The sequence below is a fragment of the Pseudomonas sp. GW821-FHT07E12 genome (genome assembly GCF_058986605.1).
The window spans coordinates 1-13,982 of the sequence record NZ_JBYSVX010000026.1 but is presented as its reverse complement, the minus strand read 5'-3'; the positions used below and the strand labels follow the sequence as shown (position 1 = coordinate 13,982).

Below are 13,982 nucleotides of genomic sequence, written 5' to 3'. Positions count from 1 at the left end.
CCGTTGCTTGTGGTGCTGTTGCTGCTGTTTGCAGGCCTGTTCGGCCAACGCGCCATGGCACACGCCATGCCGCAGACGCAGGTGGATATCCGGGCGGCACAGCCGGGTTGGCACCTGCACCTGACCGTGCCGGACGACCGCCTTGCCGCCGCTTTCATCCAGGCCGGGCTGGTACCCGATCCCGGCCCCGGCTTCACCCAATATCCGACCTTGCAGCCGGAGGCCGTGCGCCGTTACGTGGATTCGCGCATCGTGGCCACATCACCCGATGGCACGCGCTGGGCAGTGAAGGCCGGGCCTGCATCGCCACCGACAGCGACGTTCAACGAGTGGCAGATCGATGTCGCCTTGACGCCGCCGGCCGGCGAAGCGAGCGCGCCGTTTACCCTGGACTATGGCGTCATCCTTCATGAGGACATCGCGCACGTCGCGGTCGTGACCATGACGCAGGACTGGCAAGGCGGCGTGGTGTCCGGCGCGTCGCGGCTGCTGGGCAGCCTGCAGGGCGAACACAGCAAGATCACCGTCGACCATGGTGACGGCAATGCCTGGACATCCTGGTTCAGCCTGGTGCTGCTGGGCGTTCACCACATTCTCGAAGGTGTGGACCATCTGGCGTTCCTCGCCACGCTGTTGCTGACGGTGACGCTGGTGAACGTCGGCCGCCGCTGGAAACCCCTGGACAGCGTGCGCCCCGTGCTGGGCAACACCTTGTGGCGGGTGACCGCCTTCACCATCGGCCACAGCCTGTCGCTGCTGGCCACCTCATTGGACTGGCTGCCACCGGCCGGGCAGGGCATCGAAGTACTGATCGCGCTTTCGGTGGCGGTCTCGGCGCTGCATGCCATCGTGCCGCTGTATCCGCGCCGCGAAGCGTGGGTGGCCGGCGGCTTCGGGCTGGTGCATGGCATGGCGTTCGCCACCGTCATCCGCGAGATGTCGTTGTCGACCCGGCAGGTCGTGGCCGCCACGCTGGGCTTCAATCTCGGCATCGAATGCGTCCAGCTCGGGTTGGTCATCGTGGTGCTTCCGGCGTTGCTGGCGATCCGCAAGAGCCGCTGGGAGCCATGGGTACGCCTGACCATCGCCATTGTGGCGCTGGCTGCCGCGCTGATATGGGCGGTGCAGCGACTGCAGGGGCTTTGACGCAGGCGCAGGCAACCCTGCGCTCGCGTCAGAATGATCGTTGCCGAAGCAGGGACGGCGGTAGCGGGACGATGCGTAGCGTCAAGCGGCAGTGTCACGCCGCAGTGCCAGCACCGCCGCCACGCCCACGCCCAGCAGCGCGGTGGCGGATGCACACACGAAGATCGCCGCATAGCCCATGTGCGTGGCGACCAACCCCGCCAACGGCCCGGTCACTGCATACGCCACATCCTGGAACGCCGCATAGCCGCCCAGCGCGGTCGCGCGCACCTGCGCCGGTACACGCCGCACCACTTCCACGCCCAGCGACGGGAACACCAGCGAACAGCCGAGTCCGGTCAGCAACGCACCGGCGATGCCGATCCAGGGCGACGCGGCCAGGCCGAGCGTGAGCAGGCCCACGCTTTCCACGCTCATCGATACCACGGCCACGCGTGCGCCGCCGAAGCGATCCGGCAAGCGTCCGCCCAGCAACCGCGCCAGTACGAAACCGATGCCGAACGCGCTCAGCAGCCAGGCCGCCCCCGGCCACTGGCGATCGTTGAAGTACAGCACCGCGAACGCGCCGATGGTGGCGAAGCCCACGCCCTGCAATGCCAATCCCAATGCTGGCGGCCAGATCCGCGCCAGCACCTGGCGCAGCGGCGGACGGGTGCCGCCGAGCGGTGCCACCGCGCCGATGCCGGCCGCGACGGCGAACGCCAGCACCGGCAACACCAGCGTCGCCAGCGCGATCGCCAGGAAGCCGCCCTGCGTATCCAGTGCAACGCCGATCGGCGAGCCGGCAGCCAGTGCGGCGAAGATCGCGGTGCCGACCCAGGTCATCACCCGGCCCGATTGCGTCGCGCCGAGATGGCCGATGCCCCAGGCCAGCGTGCCGGTGACCAGCAGGCTCTCGCCGACACCGGCGGTCAATCGCGCCAGCACCAGCCAGACCAGCGGCAGTGTCGGGATCAGTGCCGCCAGCAGATAGCCGATGCCGGAAACGAACAGCAGCGCCATGCCCTGGCGCGTGGCGCGTGCCGGCCCGGCGGTATCGCTCAGGCGGCCGGCCATGCCGCGGGTGAAAACCGTGGCGACGAACTGCACCGCGACGATGCAGCCGACGATCAGATCGCCGTAACCAAGCGCCTCGCGCACATGCACCGGCACCACCGGCAGCGGCACCGACAGCGTCATGAAGCCGAGGAAGATCGCAATGCACAGCCGTAGCAGCACGGCGGTGTGCGTGGAGGGGGAGGGAAGCGTGGGAGATTCGATATTCATCTGACGACTCGCGTGGGTCCACCCACGGCCGGGCCGGGACAGGGTCGAGACGGGCGCATGCCGACGCGACCCGTATCGCGACCGGCGGCACGCCGGTGGACGGGGTCGCGTTGACTGACGTGAACGCTTACGTGGCGGGCCGGTGGGTGGTGCGCCAATGGGGCGGCATTCTAGGAGTTTGTGGGGGTGGTTGCACGGGGGGTGTTGTGCGGGGTGGGTTGTGTCTTCGCTGCATTGATCAACCGTCGCTGGCGTGCGGCGGCTGCTCCCATGAAGGCAATGGAGGGGTCATGTGCCTTCCACGTGATCCTTCTACCGTCGTCCCCGCGCAGGCGGGGACCCAGCGACTTCCGCTCCATCTCTCTACCGTCCTCTGCCATCTCTCTACCGTCATCCCCGCGAAGCGCTTTTCAGCAGCCGAAACGCTTCACAACAGCCGAATGGCTGGTAATGGCTGATCAAGCGGGGATCCATGGACGTTGCTTGTTGGGTTTGACGTTGTGGTGACAGCAACAGCAATAGCAACTTCAACAGCAAAGGCTTTCGCTCCTTCGGAGCGAGTCACCTTTCTTTGCTCGTGCAAAGAAACGTAACCCAAAGAAACACGCCCCAGTCCTCGCGCCCTTCGCTGCGCTACGGGTGCACTGCGCCAGCGGGATTTTCTGACGCGGCATCCATGCCGCGGCAGAAAACGACGTGCATCCATGCACGTCGCCCCTGCGGGGTTTTTACCCGCTGGCTCCGTCGCTGCGGATGGGGGCCCCGGGAAGGTCAAAGTCCAAGGCAACTGCAAAAGCAAAATCACGAGCAACAGCAACAGCAACAGCAACAGCAACAGCAAAGGCAAAGGCAAAGGCAACAACAAAGGCGAAGCAATGCAAAAACAACAGCAGCGATAACCCCTCTACCGTCGTCCCCGCGCAGGCGGGGACCCAGTGACTTTCGATCGCATCGCCGTAGACATGTCTGCTTTCACCCCTCGCGGGATGAAGGGAAATTACTCTCGGAAATACCTGGGGTGTCCACGGCCGCAAGCACGACCTGAGCCACGCAGAAAAACTCAACGCACCTGCGCCGCCGCCCACACCCCAAGCCGCTGCAGCGCATCGTCCAGCGTCGTATCCCACGGCAATCCGCAGCTCAGCCGCAGGTGGTCGCGATAATCGCCTCGGCTGGAGAACAGATGGCCCGGCGAGATGCCGATGCCTTCGGCCAGTGCAGCCTCGAACAGTGCAGTGCCGTCGCCACCCGGTGGCAGTTGCAGCCACAGCGACAGGCCGCCGGCCGGGTCGCTGCAGCGAGTGCCGGCCGGCCAGTAGCGTTCGACCGCGGCACGCAGGCGCCGCGCGTTGTCGGCCAGGGCATGTCGCAGCCGACGCAGGTGTCGCTCCTGGTCGTGGCGTTGCAGGTAGTCGGCCAACGCCAGCTGCGGCAAGGCGGGGCTGCCGACCGTGGCGTAGTACTTGGCGCGCACCAGCGCGTCGGTCCAGTTGGCGCCCAGCAGCCAGCCGACGCGCAGGCCCGGTGCCAGGGTCTTGGAGAACGAGCCGCAGATGATCACCAATCCATGCCGGTCGAAGTGCCGCAGCGGCGGTGGTCGCTGTCCCGACCAGGCCAGCTCACCGTAGATGTCGTCCTCGATCACCACCGTGCCGTGGCGCGCGCAACTGGCCAGCAAGGCCTGCTTGTCGGCATCGCTGACGACGCTGCCGAGCGGGTTGTGGAAGTTCGGCACCAATACCGCTGCACGCACCGGCGTGCTGTCCAGCACGGCGTCGAGCCGGGTCAGGTCGAGCCCGCCGTCGGATCGATGCGGTAGTTCGACCACCTTCAGCCGCAGCGCCGCGACCGCCTGCAGGATGCCGTGGTAGGTCGGGGTCTCCACCAGCACCACGTCGCCCGGTTCGGTAACGGTGCGCAGTGCCAGGGAGATCGCCTCCATCGTGCCGGCAGTGATGACGACCTCGTCCGGGCTCACCTCGGTCGCCAGCTGTGCGTAGCGCTGCGCGATCATCCGCCGCAACGGCGGATGGCCCTGCGGCGGGGCGTAGTCCAGTGCCTGGGTCTGGTTGCGTCGCAAGGTCTTGGCCAGCGCGGCGGCCAGTGCGTTGCCGGGTAGCAGCGTCGGTGCCGGGACGGCCGTGTGCAGCGGCAGCAGGTCGCGTCGCGCCATCACGTCGAGCAGGTCGTGCAGGGCCGGATTGCTGACCGCGCGCGGTGCGCGCCGACGCGGTGCCGGACTGTGCGGTGTCGCTGCCTGCGTGCGCACGTAGTAGCCCGAGCGCGGGCGCGCCAGCGCCAGTCCCTCGCGTTCCAGATGCAGGCAGGCCTGCACCGCCGTGGCGGCGCTGACCCCATGTGCCTGCGCCAGGCGGCGGATCGAGGGCAGGCGTTCGCCGGCACGCAGCACGCCGCTGGCGATCTGTCCGCGCAACTGCGCGGCTAGGGTTTCGTAGAGCAGCATATGGGTGGCATCTGTATTGGTCTATTTTCACGATAACTGATTCTGTACCGGTCGTGTCATGACCGTTTAGGCTGCTGTCACCGGCACCATGTCGGCTTCCTTTCCCGGTGACGTCCGCCCATGAAACTCCCGATCAGCATCGTTGACGCCTTTACCCGCGAACGTTTCGGCGGCAATCCCGCCGCCGTGGTGGTGCTGTCGGAATGGCTACCGCGCGAGCGGATGCAGGCGATCGCCACCGAGAACAACCTGTCGGAGACCGCGTTCCTGCTGCGCGAGCCTGATGGCGCGTTCGCGATCCGCTGGTTCTCGCCGCTGACCGAAATCAGTTTCTGCGGGCACGCCACGCTGGCCAGCGCGCACGTCATCGCGCAGCAGGCATTGGCGCCGTTCCCGATCGTGGTGCGCGCGGCTGCCGTTGGCGAGCTGTACGTGGCGCGCAACGAGGACGGGAGGGGCTTCGAGATGAACTTCCCCAATCGCCGTGCGCAGCCGGTGGAGTCGGTGCCGCAGGCACTGCTGGACGGCCTGTCGATCGTGCCGCAGCAGGTGCTGCGCAATGAGCAGGCGTGGATCGCGGTGTACGCCGAGGAACGTCAGGTCCGCGAAGTGGTGCCGGACCTGGAGCGGTTGAAGACGCTCGCTCCGTTGGATGTGGCGGTGACCGCACCCGGTGAGCAGCACGATTTCGTGTCGCGCTACTTCTGGCCGGCCAACGGCGGCACCGAAGATCCGGTGACCGGTTCGATCCACACCGCCTTGGCGCCATACTGGGCCGAGCGTCTGGGCCGCAATGAACTGGTCGCGTTGCAGGCCTCGACGCGCTCGGGCCTGTTGCGTTGCCGGGTGGAGGGCGAACGCGTCCACATCGCCGGCGACACCGTGCAGTACCTGCAAGGCCATATCGAAATCTGAGCGCGCGTTTCCTCCCCCGATAGGAGTTTTCCCGATGGATGTCCCCGAACGCGGCGCTTCGCGCACCGCGCTGCTGCAGCTGTTGCTTGGCGAAGTGTTGATCGGCTCGGTCGGTGTGTTCGTGCACGAGAGTGGTCAGGATCCGATCACCGCCGTGTTCTACCGCTGCCTGTTCGGCGCGCTGTTCCTGCTGGTGTGGGGCGTGGCGCGCGGCCATCTGCGCGGACTGTGGCGCGATCGCACGTTGTTGCTGGGCGCGATCGCCTCCGGCGTGCTGCTGGTGCTGAACTGGGTGGCGCTGTTCGCCGGCATGGCGCGCTCATCGATCGGCGTGGCGACGATGGTCTACCACTTCTTCCCGTTCGTGATGCTGATCCTGGCCGCGCTGGTGCAGGGCGAACGCACGCGCCCGGCCGATTGGGCGTGGACCGCGCTGGCGTTCGTCGGGGTGATCGGTTCGGCCAATCCGCTGCGGCTGCTGCACGACGCCGACGCCAGTTACCTGACCGGCATCGGCCTGACGTTGTTGGCGGCCGTGTTGTGCGGCGCCTCGCTGCTGATGTCGCGCCGGATCGGACGCGAGCGACCGTTCGCGGTGGTCACCGTGCAGTGCTGCGTCGGCACGCTGATGCTGGTCGGCTTCGCCAGCGGCACCGCGCTGCATCCCGGCCCCCATTGGTTCTGGCTGGTCGGCCTGGGTGTGATCCACAGCGGCATCGTCTATGTGTTGTTCTATTCCTCGTACCGGCACCTGCCGGTGGCAACGATCGCGGTGGTCGCCTTCGTCTACCCGCTGGTGACGCTGCTGCTGGACTACGCGCTGTACGGCCACCGCCTCGACGGCGTGCAACTGCTGGGCCTGTGCCTGATCGTGCTCGGCACACTGGGGGTGAACCTCAAGTGGCGGCTGTCGCTGGGACGTTTGTGGGAGGGACTTCAGTCCCGACAGGTTTTGCCGACAGAGCGTCGGGACTGAAGTCCCTCCCACAGTCCTCATGCAGCTCAACGCACGTTGCGCAATTCCCAGTGTGAACCGGCCAGCACATGCATGCGATGCCGGAGGATGTCGCCCGGGATGATGGTGGTGGCGACCAGATTGATGCGCAGGTCTGCCTGCTCGCCTGTGACACGCGCATCGGGATCGGTGATGCCCATGCCCGGATCGACCTCGTCCGGGTCAGGCTGCAGCGCACGCCAGCGCTCGAACCACGCCGGGTTGGCCAATGCCGCCTGCAACTGTTCGGCGAAAGCATCCGCGCCATGCGCGGTGAAACTCACCACCGCATCGCTGCCACGGGCAAGCGCGGGATCGGGCAGGCTGATCGAGTAGCTGACGGGCATGTTCGGTATCCCTGGGATCAATGAATCGGCGATGGGAAGGCTAGCAGTTCGGTTCGTGAGCGAGTCGTCGAATCCGCGTCAGGCCGAAAAAGCATGCGGCGCAGCCGCAAACCCCACCGCCACCGCCCCCTTCCCCACATTCACCATCCCGGTAAGACTCATCACACTCTCAAACATCTCCACCCCCGCCTCAGCACAGGCATCCCGCAACGTGCCATAACCCGGCAGCGCCCGCAGCTCGGCCAACTCGCCGCCGTAGCCGACGCACACCGTCGGCGTCATCAAGCCCTCGCGCACCTTGCGCGCAGTGAACTCGAACATCTTCTGTGCTGACGGCTCGAACCCCTTCAGCTTGGCCACCGGCTCGGTCACGCCACGATAGGCACGCAACACCGGTTTGATGTCCAACGCACTGCCGAGCGCGGCGCTGATCAGCCCGACGCTGCGATCGCCCTTGGCACGGGCCCGCGCCCGCAGGTAGTACAGGTCGCGCGGGATCATGTAGCCGTAGGTGTTCTCGGCCAGTTGCTCGATGCGCGTGCGGATCTGCGCCACGTTGGCACCTTCGGCGCGCATCCGTACCGCTTCCACCGCCGTGATGCCCTGGCCGGCGAACAGGTTGAGCGTGTCGATCACCCGCAGCGCGAACGGCGAGTTGTGCCCGGCTGCTTGCCGCACCGGTTTGTAGTCGTTGAGGATCGCGAAACTGGCCTGGGTCGCGTTGTCGAAGATCTGGCTGCGCAGTTTGGAGATGGTCAGGCAGAACACGTGGTCGTAGTCGATGACCAGCCGCTCCAGGAACAGGTCGCGGATCTGGTTGACCGAGAACGGCGTGGTCTCGGCCTCGTGGCCGCGTTCGGCGACGTGGGCGTGCAGGAACTCCAGCGTGGCTTCCTCGTCGCGGTGGTCGGCCAGTACCGCTTCGCCGATCCGCACGGTGATCGGCAGCACCACGATGTTGTTCTGATGGATGAAGTCCTGCGGCAGGTCACAAGCAGAATCCACCACGATTCCGATACGCATCGTTGCCCCCTCCGGCTGCTGCGTCTCAATTAGAGTGTGAAAGCTATCGCAAAAACGTGACCGAGCGCACCTGCGAAAGGTCACCCGCCGCGACGCACCCCCTCCGGCAATGTGGCCAGGTGGGCCATCGGCTCGCGTCGCAGGCACTCCGGATCGGCCAGCACTGCCTCGATCAGCGGGTGCGCGTCGTTGCCCCAGAACAGCTCGCCGTCGATCGCCAGCGTCGGTATGCCGAACACGCCGGCGGCGAGTGCGGCATCGGTGTTCGCGCGCAGCGCCGCCTTGACCTCCGGCGCGGCAATGGCCATCTCCGGATCGGCGATGCCCAGCACCTCGGCCACTGGCGCCAGTGCGGCCGCGCTGTCACCGGCCTGACCGTTGCGCCAGATCCAGTCGAAGATCGCATCGATCGCCTGCGGCGTGGTGCCGGCGGCGATGCACAGCCGCAGCGCCGCCAGCGGGTTGAACGGGTGCGCCGGCGGAAAGCGCAGCAACACGTCTTCCTGCTGCGCCTGCCACTGCACGTGGCGATAGGTGAACACCCGCTTGGCCGGGATCTCGGCCGGGCCACGGATGCCGATCGCGCTGAGCACCGCACCGAACACGATCGGCACCGGCTGGATCTGCGCCAGCTGCGGCAGGCGCTGCAGCTTCTGCCAGTGCAGGTAGGAGAAGGGCGATACGAAGTCGAAGTACCAACGCAGTTGCATGGCGTCCTCCGCGAATAGGCCTGGATTATCCACCCCCGGCGCACCCTGCAAATACCAACCCGCGCACGTCCGCCACGAGCACTGCACCACGCTATCTCCGAACCGGCATAGCCGGGTCCCGAATCGTGATGAATGCTGCATTGCACAGGCTGCTAGCGTCGCCGACGGCTGCGGTCCCATGGCCGCGTGCCGGCGGCAGGAGCTGCCTGGACCAGGACAGGATGTCCCGTAAGGGAGAGGGCCACATGCAAGCTGTTTCTTCGAACAATGTATCTCGCGATCGATCCACCCCCTCGTCTTTGCGCCGCCTTGCGGGCGCCGGGGCGTTGGCCCTGGGCCTTGCGCTGATCGCGCCGAGCGCCATGGCCGGGCCGTACAAGGTGTTCGGCAACCACTACGCCTGGGTCAACAACTTCAACGACCCCAACAACATCATGCAGGGCACGTTCGGAACCGGCAGCCTGCCGGAGATGACGGTGAGCTTCAATTACTCCACCAACAATCTGTATGGCTATCCGGCCATCGTGCGCGGCTGGCACTACGACTGGAATCCGACCAGCGACACGCTGTTTCCGAAACGGGTGTCGGCGACCAGCAGCATTCCGGTGACGTTCGGCTACAGCGACGGCGGCAGCAACCTGGGCGGCGATTTCGCCTACGACATCTTCTTCCGCTGGGATACCAACAAGAGCACCCCGCAGTTGGAGGTGATGATCTGGGGCGACCACAACTCGTGGCCGATCGGCACCCAGACCGGCACCAACGTGATCACCGCCGGCGGCCGCACCTTCGACCTGTGGGAGGGCTACAACAGCGGTGCGGGTTACTACGTCTACACCTTCATCCCGCACGGCACCGCCGGGCAGTCCACGCTGGCCAGCAGTGGCAGCCTGAATCTGGACGTGAAGCCGTTCCTCAACTGGTTGCAGAGCAACCGTTCGCAGGACGGGTACTACAGCAACAACCTGTACCTGCACGCGGTGGAGGCGGGTTTCGAGGTGGTACGCGGCAATGGTTGGGCGTACTTCAACGCGACCGTCAACGCGAACTGACGTCGGGCGCTGAATCGTCGGAGGCGATGCCGCATGGCGTCGCCTTCGATGGTTCTGGAGCCGACGCGGTCACCGACGGTGCGTGTTGGCGGCCAGATGCCGTTCCCGCAACAGCAGGAACAGCGGCAGCGCCAGCGATACGCCAACGCCCAGCCCCAGCAGCGCGATCCAGGGGCGACGCATGCCCAGGCGCCGTCCTTCGGCCTGCACCAGCACCACGACCGCGATCGCGGAAACCAGCACATCCGCCCAGGCGAACGCCGAAACCGGCGTCGCGATGGCCTGCTGCGCCAACAGGGGAACGTCCAGGCCATGGTCGGTCAGCCATGGCATGAACTGTGCGAGCGGCAGGGCAGTGCCGATCAGACAGAGGATGGCGTACACGATTTGCATGGAACCTCCTCAAGCTTGCGGTGCGATGGGATGGAGCCTGTCGTCAGTGCGAATACGCCCGAGGCAATGCGCCTTGCTGCTGCAGGTAACGATCACGCAGCTCGGTCTGGCGCGAACGCATCGGGATCGCGCGGCCGCCCAGCCAGAGCTGCTCGGCGTAGTGGGCCACGTCCAGCGGGTCGCCTTCCCACAGCACCAGATCGGCCTGCTTGCCGACCGCGATGCTGCCGATGCGATCGGACACGCCGAAGATTTCTGCCGGCACGCGGGTCAGGCCGGCCAAGCCGTCTTCCCACGGCAGGCCGTTGGCCACGGCATTGCCGGCCAGCTGGCGCACCTTGCGTGCGTTGTGCGAACCATCGCCGCCCTGGCTGAAGCTGACCTCGACGCCGGCTGCATGCAGTCGTGCGGCGTTTTCCAGGGTCGCGCCGATCTGGTCGAAGTTGGATGGCAGGTCGGACAGTGAATTGAGCAGCACCGGCACCTTGGCCTGCGCCAGCTGCGGGGCCAGCTTCCACGCCTCGGTACCGCCGACGATGGCGATCCGGATCTTCTCGCGCTGCGACCAGCGCAGCAGCTGGCGGATGTCGGCGGCGCGTTCGACCTGGACCACGATGCGGCCCTGGCCGGCCAGGAACTTCGCCAGCGTCGCGCGCCCGGCCGGGGTCAGCAGCGCGTGCGGCGAATCCGCCGGTATGCGTCCGCGTGCTTCGGCGACCAGCTGGTCGAGCAGCATCCACTGCGCGGCGCGCGAGTTGCCGGTCAGTTCGGAAGCATCCGCGCCGAGACGGATGAACAACGCATGCGGACCGATCGGATCGGCGCTGCCGTCCAGCCGCACCACGCCGCCCTGGCCAGCGATGAAAGCGCCGGAGGTGGTCGCACCGAGCGCGGTGAAGCCGATGCCTTCCACGCGTGCGACCGGCACCAGCACCGAGTCCGGGTTGTAGGCGAGGGTGACGTCGAACTCGGGACGCATCGGCTGCTCGGTCAGCTTGAGGCCGCTGTCGACGGTGACGTCTTCACCGGACACTTCCTCGATGCCGATCTCGGTGATGCCGCCGAACAGTGCCGGCGTCAGCGGCCTGCCTGCGGCCTCGATCACGGTGGTGCCGGTTGGCGCGTTCAAACCATGGCCGACCGCGCGGATCACGCCGCCCTGCACCAGCACGTCGGTGTGCTGCAGCGTGCCCTGGGCGGTGGCGGTGTGGACGGTGGCGTCGCGGATCAGGACGTTCTGGGCGGAAGCGTGGCCTGCCCAGAACAACGACAACAACGCCATCGTCGTTCCCGCGAAGGCGGGAACCCAGCGACGTTGCTGTGGCTCTTGTGTACTACTCGCAAGCAGGAGGCCGCTGCCGTGCATCGATGAGGAAAGCAGAGTCGCTGGGTTCTCGCCTTCGCGGGAACGACGAACAAGGGCAACCCGTGCGAAAGCACTACGAGTGAGGGCAAAGAAGCTCACAGCACACCTCCCTGACCCAGCATGAAGTCCGACACCGGCTGCAACCTCTGGTCATGACGGTCGTAGACCTGCGCACCATCGACATAGACCTTCTCGGCCAGCGCATACGAACTGAACGGGCTGCCGTTCCAGACCACGACATCGCCCATCTTGCCGGCCTCCAGCGAGCCGGTCTGCTTCTCGATGCCCAGCGACTTGGCGGCATTGAGCGTGATCCACGCGATCGCGTGCTCGGGCGCGATCGCGATGCCGGCGCGACGCGCGTTGGCGATCGCCTTGGCCGCTTCCTGGTTGAGCCGCTGGATGCCTTCCTCCGAATCCGAATGCACGATCGCGCAACTGTTGGCCGGTCGATCGACCAGCGCGATGTTCTCCTGGATGCCGTCGAAGGCCTCCATCTTGAAGCCCCACCAGTCGGCCCACATCGCGCCGCAGATCTGCTCCTGCGCCAGCTTGTCGGCGATCTTGTAGGCCTCCACCGCGTGGTGGAATGCGGCGATGTGGAAGCCGAATTCCTTGGACAGATCGATCATCGTCGCCATCTCGTCGGCGCGATAGCAGTGGATGTGCACGCGGATGTCGCCATCGATCGCGCCGGCCAGCGTGTCCAGCTTGAGATCGCGCTTGCCGCCGGTGTCACCGCTGCTGTCGTTGCTGCCGCTGCGGCTCCACCAATGGCGCTTGGCCGGCTGCTTCTTCGGCGTGTTCTTGCGCAGGTACTCGGCCGCATCGATGAACGCGGCGCGGTAGCCGGCGACGTTGCCCATGCGCGTGGCCGGGCCGCCCTTTTCGCCATAGACGCGCTTGGGGTTCTCGCCGCAGGCCATCTTCAGGCCCCACGGCGCACCGGGAAATTTCATCGCCTGATAGGTGGTGGCCGGCACGTTCTTCAGCGTCACCCCGCGCCCGCCGATCAGATTGGCCGAACCCGGCAGCACCTGCAGCGAGGTGATGCCGCCGGCCAGCGCGGTGAGGAAGCCCGGATCCTGCGGCCAGATCGAGTGCTCGGCCCAGACATTGGGCGTGACCGGCGCGGTCATCTCGTTGCCGTCGCTGTGCGCCTTCACGCCGGGGCTGGCGTACACGCCCAGGTGCGAATGCACGTCGATGATGCCCGGCGTCACCCACTTGCCGGTGCCATCGACGCGGATCGCGCCGGCCGGCGCCGGCAGAGCGTGACCGACCGCCTGTACCTTGCCGTCGGCCAGCAGAATGTCGGCATCGTCCAGGCGCTGGCCGGTGCCGGTCAGCACGGTGGCGTGCTCGATCAACACCGCGCCGGAGGCGATCGGCTTGTAGGTGCTGGGATACGGATCGGCGACGAAGCGCGTGGCCGCGGTCGCGGGCCCGCACAGCAAAGCGCCGGCCAGGCCGGCAAGCAGAAGGTGGCGCATCAGGTTTTCCCCGGTGAAGACAGGCAACCAGGCGACGCTAACGGGCGAGGACGGGCTTGCCAAGCCCCGCAGGTCATGGCCGTGGTCTGACGCGGCGCAACGGGCGGTGCTGCCCGCGTCGGTGCATGCTGTGCGGCCGTGCCCAAAGGAGGTCGCCTGCATGGCGCCTGCCATCCCGCGCAAGCCGTTCGACCCGGTACTGGAGTTCTGGACCCGTGCCGGCCCGGAGCGGTGGTTCTCGAAGAACGAATCGTTCGACGCCAACCTCCGCCAGCACTTTCTCGACTTCCATGCCGCCGCCGCGCGTCGTGAACACGAATCCTGGATGGACAGTGCCAACGGTGCGCTGGCGCTGATGATCCTGCTCGATCAATTTCCGCGGAACTGTTTCCGTGGCAACGCGCATGCCTATGCCACCGACGGACTGGCGCGGCACTACGCGCGCCGTGCGCTCGAGGCCGGCTACGACCACATCGTCGCGGCATCGTTGCGGATGTTCTTCTACCTGCCGTTCGAGCACAGCGAGGATCCGGCCGATCAAGCGCGCTCGGTCGAACTGCATCGCGCGCTGCCCGGCGAGAATCCCGCGCAATGGGCGCTGCTGCACCAGGACATCATCGCCCGCTTCGGGCGCTTCCCGCATCGCAATGCCGCGCTGGGGCGGGAGACCACGCCGGAGGAGCAACGCTTTCTGGACGAAGGCGGATTTGCCGGTTGAGCTTTGTCAGTGGCCGGTTGCCCGGCTTTCGTAGGAGCGGGGGGGGGGGGGGGGGGGGGGGGGGGGGGGGGGGGGGGGGGGGGGGGGGGGGGGGG

General features: G+C 66.8%; 14 protein-coding genes. 6 read left to right on the top strand and 8 right to left on the bottom strand.

What is annotated here, in order from left to right; all coding sequences use genetic code 11:
• The first annotated feature begins 9 nt into the window (after nucleotides 1-9).
• Nucleotides 10-1,146 carry a HupE/UreJ family protein gene (locus AC3WJE_RS14275; RefSeq protein WP_493731520.1) on the top strand — a complete coding sequence of 379 codons (1,137 nt, stop codon included), beginning with the start codon at nucleotides 10-12 and terminating at the stop codon, nucleotides 1,144-1,146.
• Between the two features lie 81 nt (nucleotides 1,147-1,227).
• Here AC3WJE_RS14275 and AC3WJE_RS14270 read toward each other — a convergent pair whose 3' ends face one another.
• Nucleotides 1,228-2,412: an arabinose transporter gene (locus AC3WJE_RS14270; RefSeq protein WP_493731477.1), complete on the bottom strand. Its 1,185-nt coding sequence runs from the start codon at nucleotides 2,410-2,412 to the stop codon at nucleotides 1,228-1,230.
• A 704-nt stretch (nucleotides 2,413-3,116) separates the two neighbouring features.
• Between AC3WJE_RS14270 and AC3WJE_RS14265 the strand changes: the two genes are divergently transcribed.
• On the top strand, nucleotides 3,117-3,311 hold the full coding sequence (locus tag AC3WJE_RS14265; protein ID WP_493731476.1) for a hypothetical protein: 195 nt from the start codon (nucleotides 3,117-3,119) through the stop codon (nucleotides 3,309-3,311).
• A 161-nt stretch (nucleotides 3,312-3,472) separates the two neighbouring features.
• Here the strand turns inward: AC3WJE_RS14265 and AC3WJE_RS14260 are convergent, their stop codons facing one another.
• The gene (locus tag AC3WJE_RS14260) at nucleotides 3,473-4,876 is read right to left on the bottom strand and encodes an aminotransferase-like domain-containing protein (protein WP_493731475.1); all 1,404 of its coding nucleotides are present in this window, start codon (nucleotides 4,874-4,876) and stop codon (nucleotides 3,473-3,475) included.
• Between the two features lie 120 nt (nucleotides 4,877-4,996).
• Here AC3WJE_RS14260 and AC3WJE_RS14255 point away from each other — a divergent pair, with 120 nt between their 5' ends.
• Complete coding sequence (locus AC3WJE_RS14255; protein WP_493731474.1) at nucleotides 4,997-5,791, top strand: PhzF family phenazine biosynthesis protein; 795 nt, start codon at nucleotides 4,997-4,999, stop codon at nucleotides 5,789-5,791.
• Nucleotides 5,792-5,825: 34 nt separating this feature from the next.
• Nucleotides 5,826-6,767, top strand: a complete 942-nt coding sequence (locus tag AC3WJE_RS14250; protein WP_493731473.1) for a DMT family transporter — start codon at nucleotides 5,826-5,828, stop codon at nucleotides 6,765-6,767.
• 26 nt (nucleotides 6,768-6,793) lie between these two features.
• On the opposite strand, the gene AC3WJE_RS14245 is transcribed toward AC3WJE_RS14250, so the two are convergent.
• The 3 genes from AC3WJE_RS14245 to AC3WJE_RS14235 form a co-directional block, all read right to left on the bottom strand.
• Nucleotides 6,794-7,132: a hypothetical protein gene (locus AC3WJE_RS14245; protein ID WP_493731472.1), complete on the bottom strand. Its 339-nt coding sequence runs from the start codon at nucleotides 7,130-7,132 to the stop codon at nucleotides 6,794-6,796.
• Between the two features lie 78 nt (nucleotides 7,133-7,210).
• On the bottom strand, nucleotides 7,211-8,155 hold the full coding sequence (locus tag AC3WJE_RS14240; protein WP_493731471.1) for a DegV family protein: 945 nt from the start codon (nucleotides 8,153-8,155) through the stop codon (nucleotides 7,211-7,213).
• An 80-nt stretch (nucleotides 8,156-8,235) separates the two neighbouring features.
• A complete protein-coding gene (locus AC3WJE_RS14235) occupies nucleotides 8,236-8,865 on the bottom strand; it encodes a 2-hydroxychromene-2-carboxylate isomerase (RefSeq protein WP_493731470.1) in 630 nt (209 codons plus the stop codon).
• A gap of 326 nt (nucleotides 8,866-9,191) precedes the next feature.
• Between AC3WJE_RS14235 and AC3WJE_RS14230 the strand changes: the two genes are divergently transcribed.
• On the top strand, nucleotides 9,192-9,917 hold the full coding sequence (locus AC3WJE_RS14230) for a GH12 family glycosyl hydrolase domain-containing protein (protein ID WP_493731469.1): 726 nt from the start codon (nucleotides 9,192-9,194) through the stop codon (nucleotides 9,915-9,917).
• A gap of 69 nt (nucleotides 9,918-9,986) precedes the next feature.
• Here the strand turns inward: AC3WJE_RS14230 and AC3WJE_RS14225 are convergent, their stop codons facing one another.
• The 3 genes from AC3WJE_RS14225 to AC3WJE_RS14215 all read right to left on the bottom strand — a co-directional run bounded on the left by AC3WJE_RS14225 (nucleotide 9,987) and on the right by AC3WJE_RS14215 (nucleotide 13,169).
• Nucleotides 9,987-10,310: a DUF2834 domain-containing protein gene (locus tag AC3WJE_RS14225; protein ID WP_493731468.1), complete on the bottom strand. Its 324-nt coding sequence runs from the start codon at nucleotides 10,308-10,310 to the stop codon at nucleotides 9,987-9,989.
• Between the two features lie 43 nt (nucleotides 10,311-10,353).
• A complete protein-coding gene (locus AC3WJE_RS14220; protein WP_493731467.1) occupies nucleotides 10,354-11,592 on the bottom strand; it encodes an amidohydrolase family protein in 1,239 nt (412 codons plus the stop codon).
• 179 nt (nucleotides 11,593-11,771) lie between these two features.
• A complete protein-coding gene (locus tag AC3WJE_RS14215) occupies nucleotides 11,772-13,169 on the bottom strand; it encodes an amidohydrolase (protein WP_493731466.1) in 1,398 nt (465 codons plus the stop codon).
• 160 nt (nucleotides 13,170-13,329) lie between these two features.
• On the opposite strand from AC3WJE_RS14215, the gene AC3WJE_RS14210 reads away from it, so the two are divergent.
• Entirely contained in the window at nucleotides 13,330-13,887 is a 558-nt protein-coding gene (locus AC3WJE_RS14210) for a DUF924 family protein (protein WP_493731465.1), read from the top strand.
• Nucleotides 13,888-13,982 lie beyond the last annotated feature (95 nt).

Excerpts from the sequence above, each read along its gene's own strand:
- AC3WJE_RS14270 (WP_493731477.1), bottom strand. The coding sequence starts at position 2,412 with ATGAATATCGAATCTCCCACGCTTCCCTCCCCCTCCACGCACACCGCC.
- AC3WJE_RS14265 (WP_493731476.1), top strand. The coding sequence starts at position 3,117 with ATGCACGTCGCCCCTGCGGGGTTTTTACCCGCTGGCTCCGTCGCTGCG.
- AC3WJE_RS14260 (WP_493731475.1), bottom strand. The coding sequence starts at position 4,876 with ATGCTGCTCTACGAAACCCTAGCCGCGCAGTTGCGCGGACAGATCGCC.
- AC3WJE_RS14255 (WP_493731474.1), top strand. The coding sequence starts at position 4,997 with ATGAAACTCCCGATCAGCATCGTTGACGCCTTTACCCGCGAACGTTTC.
- AC3WJE_RS14250 (WP_493731473.1), top strand. The coding sequence starts at position 5,826 with ATGGATGTCCCCGAACGCGGCGCTTCGCGCACCGCGCTGCTGCAGCTG.
- AC3WJE_RS14245 (WP_493731472.1), bottom strand. The coding sequence starts at position 7,132 with ATGCCCGTCAGCTACTCGATCAGCCTGCCCGATCCCGCGCTTGCCCGT.
- AC3WJE_RS14240 (WP_493731471.1), bottom strand. The coding sequence starts at position 8,155 with ATGCGTATCGGAATCGTGGTGGATTCTGCTTGTGACCTGCCGCAGGAC.
- AC3WJE_RS14235 (WP_493731470.1), bottom strand. The coding sequence starts at position 8,865 with ATGCAACTGCGTTGGTACTTCGACTTCGTATCGCCCTTCTCCTACCTG.
- AC3WJE_RS14225 (WP_493731468.1), bottom strand. The coding sequence starts at position 10,310 with ATGCAAATCGTGTACGCCATCCTCTGTCTGATCGGCACTGCCCTGCCG.
- AC3WJE_RS14220 (WP_493731467.1), bottom strand. The coding sequence starts at position 11,592 with ATGGCGTTGTTGTCGTTGTTCTGGGCAGGCCACGCTTCCGCCCAGAAC.
- AC3WJE_RS14215 (WP_493731466.1), bottom strand. The coding sequence starts at position 13,169 with ATGCGCCACCTTCTGCTTGCCGGCCTGGCCGGCGCTTTGCTGTGCGGG.
- AC3WJE_RS14210 (WP_493731465.1), top strand. The coding sequence starts at position 13,330 with ATGGCGCCTGCCATCCCGCGCAAGCCGTTCGACCCGGTACTGGAGTTC.